The sequence below is a fragment of the Kribbella sp. WER1 genome, from assembly GCF_054189145.1.
The window spans coordinates 50,520-76,898 of the sequence record NZ_CM135186.1 but is presented as its reverse complement, the minus strand read 5'-3'; the positions used below and the strand labels follow the sequence as shown (position 1 = coordinate 76,898).

The 26,379-nt window shown below is 69.9% G+C and carries 21 protein-coding genes; 5 read left to right on the top strand and 16 right to left on the bottom strand.

All coding sequences use genetic code 11. The features are described 5' to 3' along the window. Positions 1 to 2: 2 nt before the first annotated feature. From ACXJJ3_RS00335 to whiA, 4 genes are all read right to left on the bottom strand, one after another. Positions 3 to 1,196: a phosphoglycerate kinase gene (locus ACXJJ3_RS00335; protein ID WP_458167747.1), complete on the bottom strand. Its 1,194-nt coding sequence runs from the start codon at positions 1,194 to 1,196 to the stop codon at positions 3 to 5. A 92-nt stretch (positions 1,197 to 1,288) separates the two neighbouring features. After that, positions 1,289 to 2,293 carry a type I glyceraldehyde-3-phosphate dehydrogenase gene (gene gap / locus ACXJJ3_RS00330; protein WP_458167745.1) on the bottom strand — a complete coding sequence of 335 codons (1,005 nt, stop codon included), beginning with the start codon at positions 2,291 to 2,293 and terminating at the stop codon, positions 1,289 to 1,291. Positions 2,294 to 2,505: 212 nt separating this feature from the next. Then, positions 2,506 to 2,880 carry a hypothetical protein gene (locus tag ACXJJ3_RS00325; RefSeq protein WP_458167744.1) on the bottom strand — a complete coding sequence of 125 codons (375 nt, stop codon included), beginning with the start codon at positions 2,878 to 2,880 and terminating at the stop codon, positions 2,506 to 2,508. 95 nt (positions 2,881 to 2,975) lie between these two features. Beyond that, on the bottom strand, positions 2,976 to 3,959 hold the full coding sequence (whiA, locus tag ACXJJ3_RS00320) for a DNA-binding protein WhiA (protein ID WP_396405986.1): 984 nt from the start codon (positions 3,957 to 3,959) through the stop codon (positions 2,976 to 2,978). 125 nt (positions 3,960 to 4,084) lie between these two features. Here whiA and ACXJJ3_RS00315 point away from each other — a divergent pair, with 125 nt between their 5' ends. Together ACXJJ3_RS00315 and ACXJJ3_RS00310 are read left to right on the top strand one after the other, a co-directional pair. Continuing rightward, positions 4,085 to 4,591: a SigE family RNA polymerase sigma factor gene (locus ACXJJ3_RS00315; protein ID WP_458167743.1), complete on the top strand. Its 507-nt coding sequence runs from the start codon at positions 4,085 to 4,087 to the stop codon at positions 4,589 to 4,591. Beyond that, positions 4,588 to 5,412 carry a hypothetical protein gene (locus tag ACXJJ3_RS00310; RefSeq protein WP_458167742.1) on the top strand — a complete coding sequence of 275 codons (825 nt, stop codon included), beginning with the start codon at positions 4,588 to 4,590 and terminating at the stop codon, positions 5,410 to 5,412. The genes ACXJJ3_RS00315 and ACXJJ3_RS00310 overlap by 4 nt, the downstream gene beginning before the upstream one ends. 6 nt (positions 5,413 to 5,418) lie before the next feature. Here the strand turns inward: ACXJJ3_RS00310 and ACXJJ3_RS00305 are convergent, their stop codons facing one another. From ACXJJ3_RS00305 to uvrC, 3 genes are read right to left on the bottom strand one after another with little or no spacing between them, the layout of a single operon-like run. After that, complete coding sequence (locus ACXJJ3_RS00305) at positions 5,419 to 6,378, bottom strand: gluconeogenesis factor YvcK family protein (RefSeq protein ID WP_458172005.1); 960 nt, start codon at positions 6,376 to 6,378, stop codon at positions 5,419 to 5,421. A gap of 56 nt (positions 6,379 to 6,434) precedes the next feature. Then, complete coding sequence (gene rapZ, locus ACXJJ3_RS00300; RefSeq protein WP_325042102.1) at positions 6,435 to 7,301, bottom strand: RNase adapter RapZ; 867 nt, start codon at positions 7,299 to 7,301, stop codon at positions 6,435 to 6,437. A gap of 6 nt (positions 7,302 to 7,307) precedes the next feature. Continuing rightward, the gene (uvrC, locus tag ACXJJ3_RS00295) at positions 7,308 to 9,332 is read right to left on the bottom strand and encodes an excinuclease ABC subunit UvrC (RefSeq protein ID WP_458167741.1); all 2,025 of its coding nucleotides are present in this window, start codon (positions 9,330 to 9,332) and stop codon (positions 7,308 to 7,310) included. An 82-nt stretch (positions 9,333 to 9,414) separates the two neighbouring features. Here uvrC and ACXJJ3_RS00290 point away from each other — a divergent pair, with 82 nt between their 5' ends. Both ACXJJ3_RS00290 and ACXJJ3_RS00285 read left to right on the top strand, forming a co-directional pair. Continuing rightward, positions 9,415 to 9,870: a DUF6194 family protein gene (locus tag ACXJJ3_RS00290; protein WP_458167740.1), complete on the top strand. Its 456-nt coding sequence runs from the start codon at positions 9,415 to 9,417 to the stop codon at positions 9,868 to 9,870. 149 nt (positions 9,871 to 10,019) lie between these two features. Next, complete coding sequence (locus tag ACXJJ3_RS00285; RefSeq protein WP_458167738.1) at positions 10,020 to 11,234, top strand: S8 family peptidase; 1,215 nt, start codon at positions 10,020 to 10,022, stop codon at positions 11,232 to 11,234. Between the two features lie 63 nt (positions 11,235 to 11,297). On the opposite strand, the gene ACXJJ3_RS00280 is transcribed toward ACXJJ3_RS00285, so the two are convergent. From ACXJJ3_RS00280 to eccCa, 6 genes are all read right to left on the bottom strand, one after another. Further along, entirely contained in the window at positions 11,298 to 11,825 is a 528-nt protein-coding gene (locus ACXJJ3_RS00280) for a Rieske (2Fe-2S) protein (RefSeq protein ID WP_458167737.1), read from the bottom strand. A 116-nt stretch (positions 11,826 to 11,941) separates the two neighbouring features. Continuing rightward, complete coding sequence (locus ACXJJ3_RS00275; protein WP_458167736.1) at positions 11,942 to 13,159, bottom strand: hypothetical protein; 1,218 nt, start codon at positions 13,157 to 13,159, stop codon at positions 11,942 to 11,944. A 12-nt stretch (positions 13,160 to 13,171) separates the two neighbouring features. Further along, entirely contained in the window at positions 13,172 to 14,494 is a 1,323-nt protein-coding gene (gene eccD / locus ACXJJ3_RS00270) for a type VII secretion integral membrane protein EccD (protein WP_458167735.1), read from the bottom strand. A gap of 28 nt (positions 14,495 to 14,522) precedes the next feature. Next, entirely contained in the window at positions 14,523 to 15,572 is a 1,050-nt protein-coding gene (locus ACXJJ3_RS00265; RefSeq protein ID WP_458167734.1) for a DUF6177 family protein, read from the bottom strand. A gap of 1 nt (position 15,573) precedes the next feature. Further along, complete coding sequence (locus tag ACXJJ3_RS00260; RefSeq protein ID WP_458167733.1) at positions 15,574 to 15,975, bottom strand: hypothetical protein; 402 nt, start codon at positions 15,973 to 15,975, stop codon at positions 15,574 to 15,576. After that, complete coding sequence (gene eccCa / locus ACXJJ3_RS00255; RefSeq protein ID WP_458167732.1) at positions 15,972 to 19,916, bottom strand: type VII secretion protein EccCa; 3,945 nt, start codon at positions 19,914 to 19,916, stop codon at positions 15,972 to 15,974. The genes ACXJJ3_RS00260 and eccCa overlap by 4 nt, the downstream gene beginning before the upstream one ends. Before the next feature lie 242 nt (positions 19,917 to 20,158). On the opposite strand from eccCa, the gene ACXJJ3_RS00250 reads away from it, so the two are divergent. After that, entirely contained in the window at positions 20,159 to 20,986 is an 828-nt protein-coding gene (locus ACXJJ3_RS00250; RefSeq protein WP_458167731.1) for a hypothetical protein, read from the top strand. Between the two features lies 1 nt (position 20,987). On the opposite strand, the gene ACXJJ3_RS00245 is transcribed toward ACXJJ3_RS00250, so the two are convergent. From ACXJJ3_RS00245 to ACXJJ3_RS00235, 3 genes are read right to left on the bottom strand one after another with little or no spacing between them, the layout of a single operon-like run. Further along, positions 20,988 to 21,263 carry a hypothetical protein gene (locus tag ACXJJ3_RS00245; protein WP_458167730.1) on the bottom strand — a complete coding sequence of 92 codons (276 nt, stop codon included), beginning with the start codon at positions 21,261 to 21,263 and terminating at the stop codon, positions 20,988 to 20,990. Beyond that, complete coding sequence (locus ACXJJ3_RS00240; RefSeq protein WP_458167728.1) at positions 21,264 to 21,737, bottom strand: hypothetical protein; 474 nt, start codon at positions 21,735 to 21,737, stop codon at positions 21,264 to 21,266. Next, positions 21,737 to 25,873: a toxin glutamine deamidase domain-containing protein gene (locus ACXJJ3_RS00235; RefSeq protein ID WP_458172004.1), complete on the bottom strand. Its 4,137-nt coding sequence runs from the start codon at positions 25,871 to 25,873 to the stop codon at positions 21,737 to 21,739. The genes ACXJJ3_RS00240 and ACXJJ3_RS00235 overlap by 1 nt, the downstream gene beginning before the upstream one ends. Between the last annotated feature and the right edge of the window lie 506 nt (positions 25,874 to 26,379).

The window sequence follows — 26,379 nt, the reverse complement described above, 5'->3', positions numbered from 1 at the left end:
TGTCAGTCCTCTTCCAGTACGGCGAGACCCGGGAGCTCCTTGCCCTCCAGGTATTCGAGCGACGCGCCGCCACCGGTGGAGATGTGGCCGAACGCATCGTCGGCGAAGCCTAGCTGCCGGACGGCGGCCGCGGAGTCACCGCCGCCGACGACACTCAGCCCGTCCACCTCGGTCAACGCCTGTGCGACGGCCTTGGTTCCGCCGGCGAACGCCGCCATCTCGAAAACGCCCATCGGACCGTTCCAGAACACGGTCTTCGCGGTCCCGACCTCGGCCGCGAACGCCCGGCCGGAATCCGGGCCGATGTCCAGGCCGAGCTGGTCGGCCGGGATCGCGTCGGCGGCCACCACGGTCGCCGGGGAGTCGGCCTTGAACTCGGGCGCGACCACGATGTCGGTCGGCAGCACGATCTTGTCGCCGGCCTCCTTCAGGTACCCGCGGACCACGTCGAGCTGGTCCTCCTCGAGCAGGCTCTTGCCGACCTCGTGGCCCTGGGCCTTGAGGAACGTGAAGACCATGCCGCCGCCGATCAGCAGCTTGTCGGCCTTGGCCAGCAGGTTGTCGATCACCGCGAGCTTGTCCGACACCTTCGCGCCGCCGAGCACCACGACGTACGGCCGGGCCGGCTCCTCGGTGAGCTTCTTCAGTACGCCGACCTCGGCGAGCACCAGGCCGCCGGCCGCGTGCGGGAGCTTGCGGGCGACGTCGTACACGCTCGCCTGCTTGCGGTGCACGACCCCGAAGCCGTCGCTGACGAACACGTCCGCGAGCGCGGCGAGTTCCTCGGCCAGCGAGGCCCGCTCGGCCTCGTCCTTGCTCTCCTCGCGCGGGTCGTACCGCACGTTCTCGAGCAGCAGCACCTCACCCTCGTCCAGGTCCTGCACGGCCGACTGGGCCGCGTCACCGGTGACGTCGGTGGCGAAGTGCACCGTGATGCCCTCGGGCTGCAGCAGCTCGCCGAGCCGCTTGGCCACCGGGGCCAGGGTGAACTCCGGGTTCGGCGTGCCCTTCGGGCGGCCGAGGTGGGCGGTGACGATCACCTTCGCGCCGGCCTTGGCCAGCTTGACGAGGGTCGGCAGCGAGGCGCGGATCCGGCCGTCGTCGCCGATCACCTCGTTCTTGATCGGCACGTTCAGGTCGGACCGGACCAGTACCCGCTGGCCCGCCAGGTCGCCGAGATCTTCGATGGTCTTCACAGTTGAGCTTCCTCGGTCAGCTTTCCTCGGGTGAACGGGCGCCGCGTCCGGAGAGGAACGAGCCTCCCCGGACGCAGAGCATCAGCGGAACGTCAGAGCGAGGCGCCGACGTGGTTGACCAGGTCGACGAGGCGGTTCGAGTAGCCCCACTCGTTGTCGTACCAGCCGACGACCTTGACCTGGCTGCCGAGCACCTTGGTGAGGCCGGCGTCGAAGATGCAGGAGGCCGGGTCGGTGACGATGTCGGTGGAGACGATCTCGTCCTCGGTGTACTTCAGGAAGCCCTTCAGCGGGCCCTCGGCGGCCGCCTTCACCGCGGCGTTGACCTCCTCGACCGAGGTCTCACGGCCGACGTTCACGGTCAGGTCGGTGGCCGAACCGGTCGGGGTCGGGACGCGCAGCGCGTACCCGTCCAGCTTGCCCTTCAGCTCCGGCAGGACCAGGCCGATCGCCTTCGCGGCACCGGTCGAGGTCGGCACGATGTTCAGGGCCGCGGCGCGGGCGCGACGCAGGTCCTTGTGCGGGCCGTCCTGCAGGTTCTGGTCCTGGGTGTACGCGTGGATCGTGGTCATCAGACCCTGCTCGATCGTGAACGCGTCGTGGATCGCCTTCGCCATCGGGGCCAGGCAGTTCGTCGTGCAGGACGCGTTCGAGATCACGGTGTGCTTCTCGGCGTCGTACAGGTCGTGGTTCACGCCCATCACGACGGTCAGGTCCTCGTTCTTCGCCGGGGCGGAGATGATGACCTTCTTGGCGCCGTTGTCGGCGTGCGTCTTGGCCTTGGTGGCGTCGGTGAAGAAACCGGTGGACTCGATCACCACGTCGGCGCCGACGTCCGACCACTTCAGGTTGGCCGGGTCGCGCTCGGCGAAGGCCTTGAAGCTGTGGCCGGCCACGGTGATCTCGTCGTCGGTGGCGGAGACCTCACCCGGGAAGCGGCCCAGGATCGAGTCGTACTTCAGCAGGTGAGCGAGGGTCTGGTTGTCGGTCAAGTCGTTGACGGCGACGACCTCGATGTCGGCACCGGACGCCTGCACGGCGCGGAAGAAGTTACGGCCGATACGGCCGAAGCCGTTGATACCTACGCGTACGGTCACGGGTCTGCGTCTCCTCTGAACTGGCTTTTCACTGCCGCTACATTCCGAACACTAGCCCAACAGCCCACCTGGCCAACTGGTAGCGTCCACATCAGACCACCCTGACCGGTCAGTAGTCGCCCGAGCAGACCACCCCCACGTGACGAGGCCCCGGAAACAGACCCCTGCCGCGTGGTGAATACCAGTTGACCAGCTGGTGCCGGAGCGGACGCTCAGCCGAGGCCCAGTGCGGGGTTGGCGGCGCGTCCACCGGACGCCTGCTGCCGAGCCCCGTCGGCGCCCTGCTCCGGCTTGGAGACGGCACCCAACGGCGCCTGGCCGCTGCTCAGCAGATCGTGCGCGAACGCCAGATCGCCGGCCTTCCCGACCCGCAGCGCGCCGGCTACCTTGTCCAGCCCGGTCGGCGCCGCCTGCACCTCGTTGTCCGGCCAGCCGACGGCTTGCGGCCCGTCGGCGACCATCTTGTTCTGCTGCTGCTCCTGGAGCTTCCGGAGCTCTTCCGCGCGCTGCATCTCCTTGAGCGCGTTCTCGGTCCGTACACGCTCGAGCTCCGCCAGCGCGGCGGCTTCTTCTTCCTGGGTACCCATCGTTGTCCTCACCTGTTCATCGGATGGCAACCCCCGTTGCACCGATCCAATCAACATCGCAAGCGCCCCATAGGCCTGCGGAGATAACGATCAGGTCAGGCTGGGTCGAGCATGTCCGGGGTCAGGTTGGCCTCGGTGTTCGGGATGCCGAGGTCCGCGGCACGCTTGTCGGCCATCGCCAGCAGGCGGCGGATCCGGCCCGCGACGGCGTCCTTGGTGAGGGCCGGCTCGTGCAGCTGGCCGAGCTCCTCGAGGCTCGCCTGCTTGTGCTCCAGCCGGAGCTTGCCGGCCACCTGCAGATGATCCGGTACGTCGTCGCCGAGAATCTCCAGCGCCCGCTCCACCCGCGCGCCGGCGGCCACCGCGGCGCGGGCCGAACGGCGCAGGTTCGCGTCGTCGAAGTTCGCCAGCCGGTTCGCGGTCGCCCGTACTTCGCGGCGCATCCGGCGTTCCTCCCACGCCAGCACGGACTCGTGTGCACCGAGCCGGGTGAGCAGCGCCCCGATCGCGTCGCCGTCGCGGATCACCACCCGGTCGACGTTGCGAACCTCGCGCGCCTTCGACCCGATCCCGAGCCGCCGGGCCGCGCCGACCAGTGCGAGCGCCGCCTCCGGCCCCGGGCAGGTCACCTCGAGCGAGGACGACCGGCCGGGCTCGGTCAGCGAACCGTGCGCCAGGAACGCCCCACGCCAGGCCGCCACCGCATCGCAGGACGCACCGGACACCACCGCCGGCGGCAGCCCGCGGACCGGACGGCCGCGGTTGTCCACCAGCCCGGTCTGCCGCGCGAGCGCGTCACCGTCGCGGACCACGCGCACGACGTACTTCGTCTGCTTGCGAATACCGGACGGGGAGATCACCACGACGTCCGACGGATGCCCGAAGATCTCGGCGATGTCCTTCCGCAACCGCCGGGCCGCGGCACCACTGTCCAGCTCCGCCTCCACGACGATCCGCCCGGACACCAGGTGCAGCCCGCCGGCGAACCGCAGGATCGACGAGACCTCTGCCTTGCGGCAACACGGTTTCGTGACCTGAATGCTGGTCAGCTCGGACTTCACCTGTGCTGTCATCGCCATAAGAAGCATCCTCCCACCGCTGTCAAAGACCCTCGGAGGTGCAACGTGCGGCAGGTGCCACGGTTACGTTGCAACCTTCCGCGCGGCTGGTCCCGTTACCTCGGCGACAACCTGGGAGGAGGGGCATGAAGGCACCGGACGAGGCGGAGTTCACCGAGTTCGCGGCGGGGACGATTCGTCGGCTGCGGAGTACGGCGTACCTGATGTGTGGTGACTGGCACCGCGCCGAGGACGCCGCGCAGGACGCGTTGGTGAAGGTGTACCGGCGCTGGCACCGGATCGACCGTACGCAAGGGATCAACGGGTATGCGCACAAGTGTCTGGTGACCGCGGTGCTCGACCAGTCCCGGAGGCCTTGGCGTCGCGAACGGCTGGTGGACGCCGACGACGAGGCCGCTCACCTGCCACACCCCGGCGGCGCCGTCGACGACCGGCTGCTGGTTGTCGAAGCCCTCGCCGCGCTTCCGCCGAGCCAACGCGCCTGCGTCGTCCTGCGGCACTACGCCGACCTCAGCCTCGAACAGACCGCGGACGTCCTCGGTATCGGTACCGGCGGCGTCAAGAGCCAGACTTCGCGCGCCCTCACCCGCCTCCGCGAACTCCTCGACCACCCCGAACGGAGCGCCACGTGAGCACCGACATCGAACGCCTGCTGGCCGCTGCCGCGGACGATCCCGACCAGCCGCCGACCACCGACATCGACAACCTGCTCGTGCAGGCCCGCCGCTCCGTCCGCCGGACCCGCATCGCCACCGCTTCCACAGCGGTTCTGACTGCCGGCGTGATCATCGCCGGCATCACCACCTGGTCCGCCAACCGCACCGAGGGCGACGGCCCGGCCGGTACGCCGACGCCCGGCATGACGCTGACGCTGGACGTGAGGACCGGGCGGATCATCGACGACGAGACCGGCAAGTTGGTCGTTCCGGCTCCTCCGAAGAGCACGCTGTCCGATGCCGACCTGCTCGCCCGCTGCCAGCCGTACGACCGCAGCTTCCTGCAGGCGGCCGACCGGACGAAGCCGTGGAGCAGGGGCGGTCCGCTCGACGCGCGCTGGAAGGTCGTCGTGAAGAGCGGCGGGGCCGCGCCCAACACCGTGATGTTCCTGGCCCCGGACAAGTCGGTCGTGTCGGAGTGCCTGATCGGCGCCAACGGCAAGCCGACCGGGGTCATGCGGAGCGCGACGACGGGGGTGCTGCCGAACAGCCCGCACAACCTGCCGCAGGCGGAAGAGAACGGCCTGCGGATCACGACGCCCGGAGTCACTCGGGTCCTGGTCTACATGACCGACGGGATACCTCACGAAGCGCTCGTCGGCACCGACGGATTCTTCACCTACGACCACACCACGGACATGCCGCGCCAGCAGATCCTGGCCCGAATCAAGGGGTACGACGCCCAGGGCCGCCGGATCTACGACCAGGTCAACCAGCCCAAGTCGCAGGGCCGGTGACGCGGACTAGCTGAAGATCTCGCGGTAGACCTTGGCGAGCTTGTCCGGGGCATGGTGCAGGTCGCGGTCGTCGTCGGCGATGTCGGCGATCACGAGCTCGGCTCCGAGGGACTGCGCGGTACGGCGCAGTGACTCGGGGTCGGGCACGTGACCGGCGTCGGCGAGGACGACGTCGATGCGGAGGTCCGGGGCGTGGCCGGCCAGGACCTCGAGATGGGTCTCGGGCGAGAAGCCGTCGGTCTCGCCCTTCTGCTCGCCGAGGTTGAGCGTCAGCAATCGACGGGCGCTGGTCTGCTCGAGGCCGCGGCACAGTTCGGGGACCAGCAGGTTCGGGATCACCGAGGTGAACCACGACCCCGGACCGACCACGACCCAGTCGGCTTCCGCGATCGCGATCAGCGCTTCCGGGCAGGCCGGTGGGTCGGCCGGGTCGAGCGCGACGTCGACCACGTGACCGTCGGTGGACGCCACCTCGGCCTGGCCGCGGATCTCGGTGATCGCCTCCGGGTGCGCCGGGTCCAGCCCGAGCACGCGGGCCGTGATGTCCAGCGGTACGGCGGACATCGGCAGCACCCGGCCCTGCGCACCAAGCAGCCGGGCGACCCAGTCGAGCCCGTCGACTGCTTCGCCGAGCAGCTCCCACAGCGCGACGATCAGCAGGTTGCCGACCGCGTGGTCGTGCAACTCACCGTTGCTGCGGAAGCGATGCTGCAATACGTCGGCCCACGTCCGCCCCCACTCGTCGTCCCGGCAGAGCGCGGCAAGCGCCATCCGCAGGTCGCCCGGCGGCAGCACGCCCAGCTCGCGCCGCAGCCGCCCGGACGAACCGCCGTTGTCGGCGACCGTCACGACCGCGGTCAGCTGATCGGTCACATGCCGGAGCGCGGACAGCGAGGCCGCGAGCCCGTGTCCGCCACCCAGAGCGACGACCCGTAGGGGGTCTGGGGGTCGCGCCCCAGAGGGCACGCCGGACTGCCCCAGCCCGCGCTGTCCGCGGGCAGGGCTGTCCCAGTCGGTCCGGCTCACTCGCGACCTAGATCCCGGTGTACTACCAACGTCGGTGAGCCCTTCTCGCGCAGCCTGCGGGCGATCTCCTCGGCCATCGCGACGCTGCGGTGCTTACCCCCGGTGCAGCCGATCGCGACGGTGACGAAGCGCTTGCCCTCGTTCAGGTAGCCGGTCCGCAGGGTGTCCAGCACGTCCACGTAGTTCTGCAGGAACTGCTGGGCCAGCGGATGGCCGAGCACGAAGTCTGACACAGGCTTGTCCTGGCCGGTCATCGGGCGCAGGTCCGGCTGCCAGTACGGGTTCGGGATGAAGCGCATGTCGGCGACCACGTCGGCGTCCACCGGGATGCCGTACTTGAAACCGAACGACACCACGGTCGCCCGCAGCTCGGCGTTCTCCTCGTCGCCGAACGCGTTCACGATCTTCGCGGCCAGCTGGTGGATGTTCAGGCTGGAGGTGTCGATCACCAGGTCGGCGCCGGCCCGGATGTCGCCGAGCAGTTCACGCTCGCGCTGGATGCCGTCCAGCAGCCGGCCTTCGCCCTGCAACGGGTGCGGCCGGCGGACGCTCTCCTGCCGGCGCACGATCACGTCGTCGGACGCCTCCAGGAACAGCGTCAGCGGCCGGTACCCCTTCAGCCGCAGGTCGTGGATCGCGGAGCTCAGCTCGTCGAAGAACAGGCCGGTCCGGACGTCGACGACGACCGCGAGCCGCGGTGCCGCGCCGGTCCCGACGACCTGCTCGACGATGGTGGTCAGGAACATCGGCGGCAGGTTGTCCACCACGAACCAGCCGAGGTCCTCCAGTACGTCAGCGACCGAACTCCGGCCCGCGCCCGACATCCCGGACACGATGATCAGGTTGCCGCCCGTGTCGTCCATCAGTTCTCAGTTCTCCCCTGCATCCCCGTCGGGCGCCTCGGCAGGCGCCGGGACGTCGTCGCCCAGTATCTCGCCTGTCGCCGTGTTGACCGCCGGAGCACGGCCGGTTTCCGCCTTCGTTGCAGCAGCGTTAACCGCCAGTACGACGGACTCCGCCAGCCGCGGCCCGAAACCGGGCAGATCGGCGACCTCATCGATGGTCGCGCCCCGCAACTTCTTCAATGACCCGAAATGCCGGAGCAAGGTCTTCCGCCGCACATCGCCCAGTCCGGGAACCTCGTCGAGGGTGCTCTCGACCATCGACTTCGACCGCCGGCTGCGGTGGTGCGTGATCGCGAACCGGTGCGCCTCGTCGCGCAGGCGCTGCAGCAGGTACAGACCCTCGCTGGTGCGCGAGAAGATCACCGGGTCTTCCTCGTCCGGGACCCACACCTCTTCCAGCCGCTTGGCCAGGCCGACGACCGGGATGTCGCCGACGCCCAGCTCGTCCATCGCCTGCCGGGCCGCCGCCACCTGCGGCGGTCCGCCGTCGACCACGACCAGCCCCGGCGCGTAGGCGAACTTCTTCGCGCGACCGGTCTCGGGGTCGATGAGGGTGGCCGACGGGTCGTCCTCCTCGGTGTGCGTGGCACGTTCGTCGAGGAGGCGTTTGAAGCGGCGGGTCAGGACCTCGGCGATCGAGGCGACGTCGTTCTGGCCGTCGACGCCCTTGATCACGAACCGGCGGTACTCGCTCTTGCGCGGCAGGCCGTCCTCGAACACCACCATCGACGCGACCACCTCGGTGCCCTGCAGGTTCGAGATGTCGTAGCACTCCAGCCGCAGCGGCGCCTCCGGCAGGTCGAGCGCCGCCTGGATCTCCTCCAGCGCCTGGTTCCGGGTGGTCAGGTCGCTGGCGCGTTTGGTCTTGTGCATGGTCAGCGTCTGCAGCGCGTTCCGCTCGACGGTCTCCATCAACGCCTTCTTGTCGCCGCGCTGCGGGACCCGGATCGACACCCGCGCGCCGCGGATGCCTTCCAGCCACTCGGTCAGCGCCTCGGCGTCGTCCGGCACCGTCGGGACCAGGATCTCGCGCGGGATCGCGTCGACCGAGTCGTCGGCGTACATCTGCTGGATGAAGCGGGACACGAGGTCGCCGGTGGTCGCCGTACCGTCGGCCTTGTCGGCGATCCAGCCGCGCTCACCGCGGATCCGGCCGCCGCGGACGTAGAAGATCTGCACCGCGACCTCGAGCGGGTCCTCACTGAGCGCGATCACGTCGGTGTCGGTACCGTCGCCGAGGACGACCGCGTTCTTCGCCAGCGCCTTGTCGAGTGCGGCCAGGTCGTCGCGGATCTTCGCGGCCCGCTCGTACTCCAGCTCCGCGGCCGCGGCCTGCATCTCCTTCTGCAGCCGGCGCACGTACGTCGCGGTCTGCCCGGACAGGAACGCCGCGAAGTCGTCGACGATCTTGCGGTGCTCCTCCTGCGACACCTGACCGGTGCAGGGCGCCGCGCACTTGCCGATGTACCCGAGCAGGCAGGGCCGGCCGATCTGGCGGTGCCGGTTGAAGACGCCCTTGCTGCACGAGCGCATCGGGAACACCCGGAGCAGCAGGTCGACGGTCTCGCGGATCGCCCAGGCGTGGCTGTACGGACCGAAGTACCGCACGCCCTTCTTCTTCTGGCCGCGGCCGACCATCACCCGCGGGTAGTCCTCGTTGAGGGTGATCGCGAGCCACGGGTACGACTTGTCGTCGCGGTACTTCACGTTGAAGCGCGGGTCGTACTCCTTGATCCAGGAGTACTCCAGCTGCAGCGACTCGACCTCGGTGGCGACCACCGTCCACTCGACCTTGGAGGCGGTCGTCACCATCGCCTGCGTCCGTGGATGCAGGTTCACCAGATCCTGGAAGTACGACGACAACCGGGCGCGCAGGTTCTTCGCCTTGCCGACGTAGATCACCCGCCCGGCGGAGTCGCTGAAACGGTAGACGCCGGGCGAGTCGGGAATCGATCCCGGAGCGGGACGGTAGGAGGACGGATCAGCCACCCAACCACCCTAGTTCGGCCCGCCGACAAATCCGGAATCGTCCAAAAGTTTCTACTCCGACTTCAATGACACACTTGAAGGCATGAGATTCGCAGATATTGATCGGACGATCCGCGAGTACGACGGCGTCCGGGTGCTCGAGGCCCAGGACGACCTCTTCTACCTGTACGACCCCGCCAACGACCTGCCACCCGAACGGCAGCAACCGTTCGCCACCATTGTCACCGGCGACCACTACGAGAAGGTGTCGAACCTCGACGAGCCCGGCGCCTGGCGGCTGAACCTCGGCCTCACCAAGGCGACGTACGCCGAGCTCTTCGGCCCGGTGCCCACCGACCGCGACGCCGACTGGGTTCTCGACTCCGGCCACGACTACACCGCCCGCGACACCCTGATGCCACACCCGTTCTACGCCTCGCAGTACTGGGTCGCGATCGTCGACCCCACCGGTCTGGACCGGCTGCTGCCGTTGATCGAGGAGGCGTACCGCTTCGCGGTCAGGAAGTACGCCAACCACGAAGCCAGGCAAACGAACTGAAGATTGCGTTCCCGTTGCGGGTTGGCTCATAAGTCGAGATTTATCCCCGGCTGGGATGGGCGAGCTGCGTTACTGGTGGACAAGGGTAGATGTGCAGGTCCTTTGCGTGAGGCAACAAGGCCTTGCGCTGACTCGAGGGAGTTCCGCCCATGTCCCCTTCCTTCAGCAGACCACGCGCACTACTGGGTGTCGTCGCAGCGTCCGCGCTGGCCGTCACCGGAATCGTCACCGCGGCCACCGGCAGCAACGCGGCCCAGTCCGCACCGGTGAGCATCCGCGGCGTCGGCACCCCGAACGCGATCCCCGGCAGCTACATCGTCGTCCTGAAGGACGCGAACACCCGCGCCCAGACCCGGGTCGCCACCCAGAGCCTGGCCGCGAGCTACGACGTCAAGGTCAAGGACCAGTACGACGCCTCGCTCAAGGGCTTCTCGGCGAACATGTCCGAGGACCAGGCGAAGAAGCTGGCCGGCGACACCCGGGTCGCGTACGTCCAGCAGAACCAGAAGATCACCGTCGCCCAGGACGACCCGCCGTGGGGCCTGGACCGCGCGGATCAGCGGGACCTGCCGCTGGACAAGAAGTACGAGCCGTCCACAGACGCCAAGAACGTCAACGTCTACATCATCGACACCGGGATCTACGCCAAGCACAAGGACTTCGGCGACCGTGCGTCGGTCGGCACCGACACGGTCGGCGACGGCCAGAACGGCGTCGACTGCATGGGTCACGGCAGCCACGTGGCCGGCACCATCGGCGGTACGACGTACGGGCTGGCCAAGGCCGCGAAGCTGATCGCCGTCCGGGTGCTCGACTGCAAGGGCTCCGGCTCGACCGAGTCCGTGGTGGCCGGCATCGACTGGGTCACCAAGAACGCGAAGAAGCCCGCGGTCGCGAACATGAGCCTCGGCGGCGGCGCGGACGACGCGCTGGACGCCGCGGTGAAGGCGTCCGTGGCCGCCGGTGTCACCTACGCCGTTGCTGCCGGCAACGACAACGCGGACGCCTGCCAGAGCTCGCCGGCCAAGGAGCCGTCGGCGATCACGGTCGGCGCCACCGACGACCAGGACAAGCGTGCCGAGTTCTCGAACTACGGCAAGTGCGTCGACCTGTTCGCGCCGGGTGTGGACATCACGTCGGTCGGCATCACCGGCCCGGACGCGACCGCGAAGATGAGCGGTACGTCGATGGCCACGCCGCACGTCGCGGGCGGGGTCGCGCTCTACCTGGCCGACCACCCGGACGCCACCCCGGCCGACGTCGCGAAGGCGCTGGTCGGCAACTCGACCGCGGACAAGGTGGGTGACCCGGGCACCGGCTCGCCGAACAAGCTGCTGTACGTCGGGGCCTCCGACCAGTCCTGATCCACTCGACCGAAGGCCCGGTCCCCCGGTGACCGGGCCTTCGCCCTGTCCACCGACAACGCGTCAGGCGGACTCGACGATGTTGCCGCCCTGGACCTTCACGTTCACGGCCGGCAGCGGCGACGGCGCCGGTCCGCTGACCACGCTGCCGTCGGTGATACTGAAGTGGCTGTTGTGGAACGGGCAGACGATCTGCCCGTCCTGCACCGAGCCGATCGGGTTGCCCTGGTGCGTGCAGATCGCGGAGAACCCCTTGTAGGTGCCGGCGGTCGGCTGCGTCACCACGACCTTGGCGTCGGTGAACACCTTCCCCCCGCCGACCGGTACGTCGGACACCGGGCCGAGGACCGTACCGCTGCCGCCGGACGACGTGCTCGCGCTCGGCGCAGAGCCGGTCGCGGACGGCGCCGTACCGGTGCCGGTGCCGCCGGTGCTGCCGCTCCCGGAGGTGTCGCTGCCACCGCAGGCCGCGAGGAGCGGCGCGCCGGCACCCGCCAGGGCGACCATCGCCGCGCAGCGCAGCACCGTCCTGCGGTCCCGCAGACCGCCGTCCGCTGCTGTGGTGGCTGGTGCCGTCGTGTCATCGCTCATGAATCTGGACCTCCAGGAGCCTGCTGATCGAAGTGGTTGAACGCAGTACACCAGGTCAAACGACCGGCACCGCCGAACGGTTCACCTTGCACCGCCGTTTGAGGGTTTGCTGTGAATCAGCTGGGAACGCCGGTGACCGTGCCGACCACCCGGGCCGCCAGTTCGAGCACCGCGTCCCGGGTCTCGGAACGGAGCTGGTCCGAGCGCAGCGGCCAGCCGGTGACGATGTGTGCGTCGTACGGCAGCACGACCGGCTGCAAGCCGCGCTGCCGGAACGCCTCCACCAGCCAGTCGACCGAGCCCGGGTGCACGTTCTCCACCACGCTGATCACGATGACGCCGCGGTGCAGCAGGACGTCCTGGCCCTCCGGCGGCAGCTGGTCGAGCTGGGCGAGGCAGTACTGCGCAAGCTGCTGCGCGGACGGTACGACGAGCACCGCGCAGTGGCCGGACACCGCCATCTCCGAGCCGATCGGGTCGTACATGCTGCCCGGGCAGTCGACGACCGCGAGGCCGACGTCGCGAGCACCCTGCCCCTGGACCTCGGCGAGCGTCGCGCGGATCGCCTCGGCGGTGGCGTCGCTGCGGACCAGCGAGACGCCCTCGACCGGGCCGGCTCCGAAGCTCACCTCCAACCGGCGGGACAGCTCGGCACCGGCCGGGTCCGCGTCGACCACGACGACCCGGTCCGAGCGCTGGGTGCTGAGCATCGTGGACAGCAGCGCGCTGACGGTCGACGTACCGGCGTTCGTGATCGGGCTGAGTACGCCGACGCGCCGCATGATCGCGATCGGGCGCCGGACGGTCGCCAGGTGGTTCACGTCGCGGCGCATCCGGCCGGAGCCGCCGACGACGTACGCCGCCTCGGACGCGATCCGGCGGAACCGGCGGAACACCGAGTCGCCGTCGGGGGCCTGCGGGCGCCCGAGCTGATCGGACTGCGGGGTCGGCGGCGTCGACCAGTTGCCACCGGAGGGCTCCGGCGGGAGCTGATCGTAGTAGTCCTGGTAGGGCACCTGGCCGGGGTTGTGCTGGCCCTGCGGCGGGTATTCCTCGTACGGCGGCGGCTGGTACTGCTGCTGGTACGGGGGCTGGTACTGGTGCTGGTACGGCGGCGGCTGCTGGTAGCCCGGCGGCGGGTACTGCTGCTGGTACTGCTGAGGTGGATATTGCTGTTGATAAGGCTGTTGCGGGGGCGCCGGAGCAGGCGGAGGCTGTGCAGGCGGCTGCTGCGCAGGGGGTTCCTGGGCAGCCTCGGGCTGGTCGGGGTGATCGGCCGGAGACTGCTCCGCCATCCGGCGCAGCATGTCCCCCTGCCAGTTCGATTCAGTCATTCCATCCGAACGTCAGAACGCGTGCAGCAGCTTGGAGTAGACGCCGAAGACTCCCAGCGCCAGCGGGACCATCGTGATGATGGCCCCCACCTCAAGATAGTCGAGCAGCTGCGTGAGCCGCGCGCGGACGTACTCCGCCGGTGTGAAACTGAGACCGAACGCGCAGACCATCGCAACGACGACCAGCAGCCCGAGCGCGATGAACGCCCCGCCCTGCCCGTTCACCGCGGCGATCAGCACGCACCCCGACACAATCGTGAACGCCGCCGCGAACAGCACCGCGACCTCGCTCACCAGCGGGTACAGCCGGGACCGGGACGCCAGCAGGAACGCGAGCACCAGCGCGAGCGCGACCGCCCACGGGCCGCCCGCCTTCAGCAGCATGATCCCGGCGACCGCGGACGAGATCGCGATCGGCACGGTCGCCAGCGCGAGCCCGAGGTGCGCCGCGTTCAGCGCGCTCTGGACGTCGCCGCGCATGATCTCGCCACCCGACGCCCGCTTGTCGTCCAGGCTCGACAGCCCCGACAACGACAGCGCCATCCGCGGCAACAGCCCGAGCAGCAGTACGGCGAGCAGCCCGGCCAGCGCACCGGTCCGGTCCATCGCCAGTCCGGTACCGGCACCGACCATCCAGACCGCGACGAACAGCACCGACGTCGCACCCGCGACCAGCCCGCCGCCGGCCACCCCGGCCGCGGCGTAGAACATCGGGCCGAACGCCAGGCACAACGCACCGACCGTGATGACGAGACCGATCTCCCAGTCCGCCTGCAACGCCCAGAACCCGACCGCGAGCGCCAGCAGCACCGTCGCGACGCTGACCAACGGGATCGCGACCAGCTTGTTGTTGCTGCGCCCGAGCGCGATCCCTACGAACGCACAGATCGCCGCGACCACCAGCAGGATCGCCGAGGTCAGGCCGTGCGGCGCCGCGACCAGCAGCGAGATGCCGCCGGCGATGATCGAGAACACCAGCCCGGCGCCGGCCAGGATCTGCCGGTGCTTCGGCTTGAACGTGGCGCCCCGGCGCTTGAGGTCCTCGACGGCTTCCTCGGTCACGTCGTACACCGTCGGCGGCGGGGGCAGCTCGCCCTCGGACGCCAGCCGGAGCACAGTGCCGTCGATGATCTGCGCCGACGACAGCGTCCCCTCCGGCGGTACCAGTACTCCGGTCGCGGTGGTGAGGAACCGGCGCTGCGGGGTCTGCTGCATCGGCTCCTCGAGCATCCGCAGCAGGTCCGGGAGCAGTACGCCGAGCGGCTGGTCGGCGGGCAGCACGGCGTCCAGCCGCCGGCGCTCACCGATCACCGTCACGCGGCTGTAGGTGCTCATCGCTGATTTCTCCTGTCCTGGTCGTTCGTCACGCCTTGCCCGCCAGCGCCTCGGCCGGGACGAGACTGCGCATCAGCTTCGTGTACTTCTCCCAGTCGCGCGGGTTCCGCCCGTCGCCGATCGGGTACCAGACGGCCGGCGTGTGCGCCGGGCCGATCGCCATCGCCCGGGGTCCGTGCTCGAGCGCGAGCATCGCGTCCAGCCCGTTCGCCTGTACGGCCTCGTTGCCGGCGGCCATCCCGATCGGGCAGCCCATCCCGGTGAACCGCGGCCGGTACGTCCCGTCGGCCTCGCCGTTCGCGCCGATCACCATCGCGGAGATCAGCTCCAGGTGGTCGGCGACGTCGTCGATCCACTCGCCGACCTTGTTCACGTCCGGGAAGTCCATCCCGGGCTGGGCGACCGACAGCGTCAGCGTCTCGTCGACGCCGGACTTCACCCGGCGGACCTCCAGCGTCCCGACGGCCGGCCGGAACTCGTCGCCGGGCTGCCCCGACACGACCAGCCAGGTGGGGCTCGGCGCCCGGTCCCGGCAGTACTCCGTGAGCGCCTCCGTGCTCCACGGCTGCGTCACGGGCTCCGAGGTGGACCACCCGGCCGGGCCACTGCCGGTCGTGGAGGTGAACAGCCGTTCCGCGACACCGCCCAGCATCAGGTTGTCGACCGGCTTGTGCCGGACCCGGACCGTGAACTGCAGGTGCGCGAACACGTCCTCGTTGACCCCGTAGTCCGGGTGCATGTCCTCGGTCGGCTCACCCGCGGTCACCGGCTCCTTGGCCAGGAACTGCTCGCCGTTCCATTTCAGCCGGACGCCGTTCAGGCCGTCGAAGTACTCGCCGTCGCTGCCGGTCACGACCCAGGTCGAGAACACGCCGGTGAACAGCGCGGACCGCACCGGCCAGGTCAGGTGCGTGTGCTTCGGGGTCACCAGCTGTACGTCGCGGTCCGCCATCCGCGCCGACGTCAGCGCGTCGCTGAGCCAGGCGGACATCCCGATCACCGGGCGGTCCTGCATGACGACGGCGACCTTGTCGGTGATCAGGTCGACGCCCGGGCTGAAGATCAGGTCGTTCGGCATCTCAGTTCGTTCCCTCGGTCGCGCTCGCCGGCAACTCGTCCGCGGTCCGGACACCCTCGGACGTCCACACCTTGCCGCCGAGCCGTTTGATCAACGTCCTCGCGTACTGCTGGGCGATCTCCCGGGCACCGTCGTGCGAGGTGGCCCGGATCTCCACCCACCAGGCGGGGGTGTCGACAACGCCGACCGACGTACCGAGCATCCGCTCGACCTCGCCCGGCACCTGGATCAGCAGCGGCAGCTCGATCGACACCAACGGCAGGTTGTCCTCGCCGCAGAGCTGGACGACGGCGCCACCGCTGACCGCGCGGACCCCGAGGTCCTCCCCCGCGGCAGCCAGTCCGGCCAGCACGTCCTCGCTCGACGGCCGCCCGTCGACAAGTGCCACCAGGTCGTAGGTCATAGCGCTCCTTCGGTCCGGCTTGCGGGGTGGGGCGCGTCGGCCAGGGCCGTCTGGACCAGCTCGGGTCCATCGCCTCGTCGTACGAACAAACCGCGGCCGGGCGGGTAGTCGCCCGGGTACGCGCCGGTGAAGAGCTGTCCCTCGCTGCGGTCGCCGGACAGCACCAGCCCGGCCGCGCCGGACTCCATCACCGCGGACAGGAACGGCTCGTACATCTGCCGCGACGCCCCGGACGCGCGCCGGGTCACGATGAAGTGCAGCCGGATGTCCCGGCCGGCCGCGACGTACGGCAGGAACGGGTCCATCGGCGACTGCCCGCCGGACGTCAGCAGGTCGTAGTCGTCGGCCAGTACGACGATCCGCGGACCGCCCTGCCCGGCCTCCGGGATCGCGCCCGTGTCGTCCGGCATCCGCTTCGCCAGCTCCTGCGACACACCCGCCGCGAGCCCGGCCGCGACCCGCCCGGTCGGCGCGTACCCACCGAGGTACGGCTCCGGGACGAACTCGCGCAGCCCGCGCCGCGGGTCGAGCACCGCGAACACCAGCTGGTCCGACGTGTGCCGCTCGACCAGCTGCTGGACGATCAGCCGGACGATGTTGGTCTTGCCGGAGGCGCTGTCGCCGAACACGACCAGGTTGGTGTCGCGGCCCTCGAGGTCCAGGTACACCGGCGCCATCGCCCGCTCGTCCAGACCGATCGGTACGACGGCCGGCCGCCGGACGTCGTCGCCGACCTGGGCGCGCGGCAACTGCAGCGGGAGGATCCGGACCTCCGGCGCCCGCGGGCCCTGCCAGGTGGACCGGACCGTCACCGCCTGCGACTCGAGGATCTCGGACAGGTTCTCGTCGTCGGCGACGCCGTCCACCCGGGGCAGCGCGAACTGCGCGAACAGCTTGCTGCCCGGCACCAGCATCCGGCCCGGACCGGCCTTCCGCAGTACGTCCTGCAGACGGCGGTCGATGTTCGAGTCGGACGGGTCGTTCAGCCGCAACTCGAGCATCGTTCCGAACATCGCCTGGTTCTGCATCCGGACGTCGTTCCAGCGCATCATCGACGCCACCACGTGCACTCCGTAGCTGCTGCCGCGCTGCAGGATGTCGGTGATCGGCTCGTCCAGCTCGTCGAACGTGGTCCGGATCGCGCCGAAGTTGTCGATCACCAGCACCACGTCCGCCACCGGCAGCTCCGGCAGCATCCCCGCGGCGTGGTCCTTGCGCAGGCCTTCCATGGTGTCGAGCCCGTGCTTGCGGAACACCTGCTCGCGCTCGTCGATCATGCCGCGGACCTCTTCGACGGTACGGCGGATCCGCTCCCGGTCGGTGCGCAGCGCGACGCCACCGACGTGCGGCAGCTCGGACAGCGCCTGCATCCCGCCGCCGGCGAGGTCGAGCGCGTAGATCGCGACCTCCTGCGGCGTGTGCGTGTGCGCCAGCGAGGTGACCAGCGTGCGGAGCGCGGTCGTCTTGCCGGACTGCGGGCCGCCGACGATCGCGGCGTGCCCGCCGGCCCGGGTCAGGTCCAGTCGGTACACCGACTGCCGCTGGTTGGCCGGGTCGTCGACCACCGCGACCGGCGGCTGCATCTGCGGCGCCCGGACGGACAGCTGCAGGCCGCGGCCGTCGAGGAAGTCGGTCCGCCCGGCCAGCCCGTCGAGCGTGCAGGCCGTCGGCAGCGGCGGCAGCCAGATCTTCAGGACCTGCTGCGCGGCCTTGCGGACCTGGTCGACGAACACGTTCAGCTCGGTCGGCCCCGTCGTACGCTCGGTGGCCTCCATCGGCTTCGACATGTCCACCTCCGCCTCGGACAGCTGGTACGGCGGGATCTCGAGCGGCCGGACGTCCGTGTGCTCGTCCTCGACGACCTCGTCGTTCGGCGGCACGTACGCACCGGACACGTACGCCGCGCGGAACCGCTGGTACACGCTCGTGTCGACCTTGAGGAACCCGAAGCCCGGCAGCGGCGGCAGGTGGAACGCGTCCGTACTGTCCAGCACCGTCCGGCTCTCCTCCTCGGAGAACGTCCGCAGACCGAGCCGGTACGACAGGTACGTCTCGAGTCCGCGCAGCTTGCCGGACTCGACGCGCTGGCTCGACAGCAGCAGGTGCACGCCGATCGACCGCCCGATCCGGCCGATCGACAAGAACAGGTCGATGAAGTCCGGCCGCTCGTTCAGCAGCTCGCCGAACTCGTCGATGATCACGAACAGGTGCGGCAACGGCGCCATGTCCGGCCGCTGCTGCCGGTACAGCCGGTAGTCGGTGATGTTGGCGATGTTGCCCGCGTCCTTCAGCACCTGCTGCCGGCGCAGCACCTCACCCTCGAGGCTCTTGTACGCCCGCTCGATCAGGCTCGCGTCGTCCCGCAGGTTCGTGATGATGCCGGCCACGTGCGGCACCCGCTCGAACGGCGCGAACGACGCGCCACCCTTGAAGTCGACCAGCACGAACGACAGGTCCTCCGGACTGTGCGTGGCCATCAGCGCCATCACCATCGTCCGCAGTACTTCGGACTTGCCGGAACCGGTCGCACCGACGCAGAGGCCGTGCGGACCCATACCGAGCTGGGCCGACTCCTTCAGGTCCACCTGGACGACGCCGCCGCTGTCGTCGACGCCGAGCGGCACCCGGAGGAACGCCCGCTCCGACCGCGGCTGCCACAGGTGCGCGAAGTCGAGCCGGGCCACGTCCTGGATCCCGATCAGGCCCATGAAGTCGACGTCGTCGTGCTGGCCGTCCTGGTCCAGCGACTCCGCGGACAGCCGCATCGGCGCCAGCTCGCGGGCGATGCCCTCGGCGACCGCGGCGTCCAGCTGGTCCACCTGACCGCTGGCGACCATCGGGTACTGCCCGCGCAGGTCCTCGATCCGGACCTCGTCGCCGAACACCGTGATCCGGATCGTCACCGCGCTCGGCTCCTGCACCCGGTCCGCGACCAGGTGCAGCACGGTCACCCCGAGCTCACCCGGGACCAGCGTGTCGTCGGCGTCCGGACGGACCTCCGCCGAGACGTCGCCGTACGTGTCGTGCAGCACCAGCAGCCGACGGGTCAGCTTGCGCCGGTCCTCGAAGTTCACCGAACCGCGCCGCGATTCGGTCGCCCACTGGACGCGCTCGGCCAGGTCGTCGGACAGCAGCTGCGACAGCTTCCGCGGGTCCTCCGCGATCCGGCGGAACGGCGCGGCGCCCTGCCGGCGTTCGGGGTCCTGGACGTGCGGCAGCCAGTTCATCCACTGCCAGTCCCGCAGCGCCTGCCCCGGGAACGCGGCAGCGATCGACACGTCCTCCGGCGCGTGGAACACCGCCGTCTGGACGAGCAGCGAGCGGGCCACCCGGACCACGCCCTCGCGGTCGCCGACGATGCTGACGTTGCCGACATGGTCCAGCGGGACGGTCAGCGGCATGTTCGGCATCTCGGTGAAGCGCCGTACCAGCGCGTTCGCCTCGGCCATCATGAACTGGTCCGGCGGCTCCATCGCGGACCCGCCCTGGCCGACCACCGCCGGCACCACCGGGACCCGGCCGCTGCCACAGCGCGGCTGCAGGAAGTCACTGTCCGTCCGGCGCCGCTCCCAGACCCGGGACACGTCACCGACACAGTCCAGCAGCGCGTCCGGTGGCGGGTTCAGCTCGAGCGCCTCCGCGCGCGCCGTACGCTCCTGGGTGGAGAAGTCGTCGCGCATCCGCTCCAGGTAGTCCAGGTACCGGGTGCGCTGGTTCTTCCGGTCCTTGCCGCCCTTACCGCGAGAGGTGATCATGCCGCCGACCGACCCGAGCAGGGTCAGCGCGAGCAGGCCGACGCCGACCATCACCATCGGGCCGGACCGGCCCATCGTCATCATCGCGACCGAGCCCACGCTGCCGACCATCGGGAGCAGCATCTGCATCGCGCTGCCGCCGCCTCCGCCACCACCGCCGCCGAGACTCGGGGCCGGTTCGATCACGCGCTGCTGCTGTCCCGCGGGGACAGGTGTACGCCGCGCCGGGCGGTGCACCATCCGGCTTGCCACTAAGGTATTCCTCCGCTGGACCAGCCCGCGGTTGCGCGGGGGACTTCGTACTTCTTACAGACGGATGTGCGAGACACTGTAGTGGTGGGTGAGGTCAGTAGATGACAGACACGAGCGATTCAACCGTGGTCGAAATGATTGCGGAACTGGCACCGATCTGGTTACCGGGTTGCGTTGTGGACGTTGCACAACGCACCGTCGAGGTCGGCTGGGGACGTGGTGCGCTGCAGATGTCTGCCGTCGTCGGCATCGGTGAGATCGTCGATCGTTGCCTTCAGCTACCAACCGCCCGGTGGCCGGAACAGATCGAGGCCTGGCTGCACGCCGTGGTTGCCGAAGGCGAGCTCGCCACCGAGGAACACCGCTTCGGCGACGTCGCGGAACGGCAACGCGCGGTCCTCGTCCAGCGCGGCTGGTCGGCCCGGACGGCCGGACCGGTCGCGGACGCGCTGATCCCGTTCGGCGACCACTTCGAGGTGGTCGTCTTCGTCGGTACCGGCGATCAGTTCCGGCGGCTGACCGTCGTCCGGCGGTCGATGCTGGGGCTCGGGGATCCCGACGTACCGTCGCCCGTGCAGCTCAGCCTGGCGGCGATCTCGGACCTGCGGCCGCGGGACGAGGACGGTATCTCGGTCCTGCACCGCGACGGCGACCCGCTGGTCTCGATGGCCGTCGTCGACCGGGAGAACTTGTTGCCCGCGGCATCGTTGGGGTCCGGCGTGCTGATCGGCGTACCACGGTTGAGCGAAGTGCTGTACTGCGCGGCCGACGCCGGCCAGGCGCGGGCCGACGCACTCGCCGGAATGGTTGCCGAGAGCTACCGTACCGCGACCGACCAGTGCTCGCCGGATCTCTACTGGCTGCAGGGCGACCAGATGGTGCAGGTGCCGGTCACGCTCGGCACACCCCCGTCCGCATTGGTGCCTCCGGCCCTCAAACCGCAGCCGCGACGGACGTGGCTGCGGCACCTGTTCAGCCGGCAGTCCGGCGACCTCGGCGGCTGACCTACCGCGCCGGGGACGGACTGACCGGCCCGTTGGTCGTCTGGGCCGGCGTCGGCTGCTGCTTTTCCTTCTCCTTCGCCTGCGCCGACTTGAAGTACGAGACACCCGCACAGCCCGCGCACGCCAACGCGCCGATCATGACGCTCGCCAGCACCTTCCCGGTCTGCTCGTTCAACGTGTTCTTGGCCCGCTCGGCCCCGAACAACCACGCTTCCCGGAGCCGGCGCCGCCGAACGGCGACCGACTCGATGACCTGCGTTCCGTACGCGCCCGACACTCAGGCCTCCTGATCCACAGCGACCCACGGCCGCCACCGGTCCGCGTCCTGCGCATCCACCGTCGTACCCGCCGGAAACTCGTGAACACCCTGCCCCGGCCGGTACGCCGCGACCAGCAGATCCAGGTCATGACACAACAACATCGGCACTCCGGGCCGCGCCGCCACCAGGCGGTCGAACACCAGCCGCGCCTCCTGGGCCTGCTCCGCCCCGCGCGTCCCCAGCCAGACGTCGATCTCCACCGGATACCCGTCGAACGCCTGCGCGTCCTCCGGCTCCGCGTCCGGATCGACGTGCCCGTTCTGCTGAACGAGATACCCGAGCGTGCCGTCGACCGTACTGGCCGGGCCCCGCAAACCGTGCTCGCCTTCGGCGTTCGGAATCGGCTCCAGCCCCAGCAGCCGCTGCAACGCATTCGCCTCGTCCTGCACGGCATCCCGGGACCGCACGAAGATGTTCTCCCGCTCGGCCATCAACTCTCCTTCACGTAAGTTACCATCCGGCCGTCGCCGAGGATGATATGCACCGCACCCGCCACCGTCTTCTGCTGCTGCGACACCGCCCGCCGGAACGCCCGCTCCGCATTCTCCTCGGTGAGCCCGACGTCCCGCCCGTCGATCACCACCTCACCATCCGCCGGAACCTGCTCACTGGCAGCGTTGATGTTCCGCTTGACGGCGTTGTTGGAGTCACTCTCCAGCGTCTTGTACTCGGTGATCACGCCTTCGTCGGCCCCGTGCTTCCGGACCATGCACTCGGGGTTCTTCAGATTGTCGACAGTGTGGTCGGGCCGGCGAGCATCAACCCGCCACCCTTCCTCACCGAGCCGGTCCCCAATAGCCCGTTCCTTAGGACTGAAGACCGCACCCGGGTCCTGCACGCCAGGAGCAAACTCCTCCCCCAACGCCTTGTGATGAAACGCCGCATCAAACCCGGCCCGATCAGAAACCCCAAACGCCGAGTCCCCAACCCGCCACTCCTGCCCACCAACCTGGCCGTCACCTGCTTGATGCTCAGCTACCTGGTGGTCGCCGGCTTGGTGACTTCCGGTCTGCTGGTCACCAGCCGCGTGCTGCCCTGCGGGCCCACTACCCACATGCTGACCTCCACCACCCGGCTGCCCGCCGTACGACGTCGCCCCATCACCCGGCTGCCCACCCTGCGGTTGTCCGCCGTACGACGTCGGCCCCTCCGGAGCATGCCGAGCCACCGGCCCAAACTCCCCCGACCCATATCCCTGCTCAGGCTGATGCCCAGTCGGCCCAAACCCACCCTGCGGGTCATACCCCGCCTGATACGGATGCTCCTGCCCACGAGGCGCATACCCACCCTGCTCCTGCGGCCGCGGATCGTACCCAGGCTGCTGCCGTGCCTCATATCCACCCGGGCCAGCCTGCTGACTCCCCCGAGGCCCAAAGTCAGTCTCCGGGTTGTACCCCGGATGCTGCGGCCCAAAAGACCCCGCCGGCGGCCCGTACTGCGGCTCCCCATGCGACCGCCCCGGCCCATACGGCGCCTGCTGCCCAGGCCCATACTGCGGCTGTGCCTGCCCCGGGCTGTACTGCTGCCCCGGCGCCTCCGGCTGACGCCCAGGCCCGAACTGCTGCGGCTGCCCAGGCGCGTGCTGCCCCGGACCGTACGGCGGCTGCGGCTGACCTGGGTTGTACTGCGGGCTCGGCGGCTGCGGCTGGTTCGGCTGATGCTGGTGCCCAGGCCCGAACGGCTGCTGCACCTGCCCAGGCCCGAACTGCTGAGGCTGACCGGGCGCGTGCTGCCCCGGACCGTACGGCGGCTGCCCCGGGTTGTATTGCTGCCCCGGCGCGTGCGGCTGGTGCTGCTGCCCTGGCCCAAACGGCTGCTGCGGCTGCCCCGGGCCGAACTGCTGCGGTTGGCCGGGGTTGTACGGCTCTTGACGGCCAGGGCCGTACGGCTGTTGCGGCTGCCCCGGGTTGTACGGCTCATTCCGGCCCGGGCCGAACGGCTGCTGCGGCTGCCCTGCGTTGTACGGCTGGCGCTGACCCGGGTTATACGGCTCACGCTGACCAGGACCAAACGGCTGCTGCGACTGACCCGGCCCGAACTGCTGTGGCTGCCCAGGCGCGTGCTGTCCCGGACCGTACGGCGCCTGCGGCTGCCCGGGGTGGTACTGCTGACCCGGCGCCTGCGGCTGGTTCGGCTGATGCCCTGGCCCGAACGGCTGCTGCGTCTGCCCTGGGTAATACGGCTCACGCTGCCCCGGGCCGAACGGCTGCTGCGGTTGGCCGGGGTTGTATGGGTCTTGGTGCCCCGGGCCGAACGGCTGCTGGGGTTGACCTGCGTCGTACGGCTGGTGCTGGCCCGGGTTGTCCGGCTCACGCTGCCCCGGACCGAACGGCTGTTGCGGCTGGCCTGCGTCGTACGGCTGGTGCTGGCCCGGGTTGTACGGCTCGGGCTGGCCTGGGCCGAACGGCTGCTGCGGTTGACCTGCGTCGTACGGCTGGCGTTGGCCGGGGTTGTACGGCTGGGGGTCGCCTGGGGTGTAGGTCGGCTGGGGGTCTCGGGGTGTCGCGGGAGTGTGGGTGGGCGGGGTCCACTGGTCGCGGCCGCCGGGGCCGAACGGGTTCGTGGGGGTTTGCGGGGTTTGCTGCGACCACGGTGAGGTGCTCGACGACGGGCGGTCTACGGAGATCGGCTCGAGGTCGTGCGCGGCCGGGGTGACCGGGCCGCCGTGGTCCCGTACGTGGATATGCCAGACGCCGTCCTCCCCGGGCGGGTCCATTCTCGTCGGGTAGAACGGCGTGTGCGGGCCATGCATGACCTCGTCGATACCGACGGCGGGGTCGCGCATGAACGACAGGTCCTTGCCGTGCTGTGCGTCGATGTGCAGTACGACGCGGCCGACGGAGTACTGGCCGCCGCTGAAGTCCTCGGCGCCCTCGCGTCCCTTGGCGGAGTGGGTGAAGGCGGGTTCGTGTGCGGTCTGGCCGGGGCGGTAGCGGTTCAGGAACGTCTCGAACTCTTCCGCCGAGTAGAAGCTCAGGCCGCGCTGCAGGTCGCCGTGGTAGTCGGGCAGTTTGTTCAGCGCGGACGTTGCTACGCGTACGACGGGCTTCTGCTCGACCAGGCGGTCGCCCTCGCGGAACGCGGTGTTGACGTCCTGGTGGTCGTGGCCGATCAGCATGCGTTCGAGGGAAGTGACCTCGATGTCGGACAGCGCGTTCGCGTTGCCGACCTGCTGCTCGAGCCGACCGCGGATCTCGGCGAGCTTTCGGGGCTCCATGCCGCCTTGCGCGCGGAGGTCTTGCAGGTCGCGCTCGGAGGCGCGGAAGCCGCGGTCTGCCAGCTCAGAACCAGCAAACGGGTTCTCACTGCCTGGGTGGTGACTTCCGTACTCCCCACCGCTCGCTGCAGGCGTATGCCCCTCAGGAGCCCGCCCGTCGAGCGCATGCCCGTCCGGCGTGTGTGCGTTCGGGGTGTGAGGCTCGGGTGTGTGCGTGGTCGGCGTGTGCGGGTCGCCGGCGCGCGAGCCGGGTGTCTGCCCGTCGCGGGTGCGTCCCTCGGAGGTGTGCGCGTCGGGGGTGTGGGCGTCGGGCCCGTCCCCTCCCCGTTCGTGTCCCTCAGGCCTGTGCGGGTCCGACGTGTGCGCGTCGGGCGCATGCTTCGGCGTGGGGGTGTGGGCGTCGGGGGCGTGGGCGTCCGGCGTGTGGGTGCCCGGCGTACCGCCGTCGCGGGGGTGGGACTGGGGCGTGCCTGCTTCAGGTGTGTGCCGGTCCGGCGCGTGCGTACCCGGCGTACCTGCTTCTGGCGTGTGGGCTTCCGGCGTACCGCCGTCGCGGGGGTGGGACTGGGGCGTACCTGCTTCAGGCGTGTGCGGGTCCGGCGTATGCGTGCCCGACGTACCCGGCTCCGGCGTGTGTCCCGCCGGTGTGCGCGAACCGCCCGTGCCCGGCTCCGGGGTGTGGGTGTCCGGTGTGTGTGAGCTCGACGTACCCGGCTCGGCCGTGTGCGCGTTCGGCGTGCCGGCGTCGGGGGTGTGGGGTGTGCCTGCGTTGGGGGTGCCGGAGTGGGTCGGGTCTTGGACGTAGGTTTTGGGGGTGTTGGGGTCGCGGGGGGCGCCTTCCCAGTGGCCGCCTCGTTCGCGGACCGCGAACTTCAGGTCCTCGATGTGGACCTCGTGTACGTTCCCGTGCGGGTCGACGCTCGTGTACGGGTTGTGGAACTCGTCGTGGCGGCCCTTCGGGAAGGCGTCGTGGACCTTGCCGCCCGGGGGTTGGCCATCGAGGATTCGAACCTTGCCGGTGTCGTCGACGACCGCGTTCAGGACGTGGCCGGCGCCGGGGATGCTGCCGACGCCGTCCTTCCACTTCACGAAGATGTTCGCGTGGGTGCCGGGCGGGCGTCCTTCGAGGGCGGAGTACACGCGGCGGTACGCGGCCTTGGTGAAGTCGGCCGGGTTCATGTTCGTCTCGTGCAGGTTGAGCTTGTTCTCGCGCGGGAAGTCCTTGAGGTCCATCCACTCGAGGGTCTGCTCGAGGCCCTCGCCCTTGGCGAGCTTGCGGCCGTTGGCCAGCTCGGGCGTCCTGCCGTCGAGGATGTCGGCGACCTTGCGGGCGTTGTCGCCACAATTCATCTGGTAGTGCATGCCACGGTCGTGGTCGGGGTTGACGGACCCCATCCACTCCTTGAGGTTGCCCTCCGGCGGGTCGCCGACCGCTCGCTGCAGGGTGTGCCGGCGCGGGTCGATCGGATCCCGGTGCAGGTACCCCTGGGGGTCGACCTGCTTCAGGTTCGGGTCGTCGTGCAGGTACTCCGGCTTGAACTTGTCGATCTCCGCCTGACGCGCGCTCGGGTCGTCGTACTTCGGGTCGTTCGCGTCGTCGTGCGGGCGCCGCGGTACGTCGCGCTGCGGTTCGTGCGGCTGCTGGTGGGGCTGGTTCTGCTCGTGGGGTTGGCGCGGTACGTCGCTGTGCGGGGTGCCGGGGCTGCTCGCGTGGGTCGGGGTGCCGGTGTGACCGGGTACGCCGGCGTGCATCGGCGCGACCGGAGCGACAGGCGCGGCGACGGGGTCCGGGGTACGCGTGGTGCCGGGCGTGCCGTCGGGGGTGTGCGTCGACTCGGGGGTCCGGGTGCTCTCCG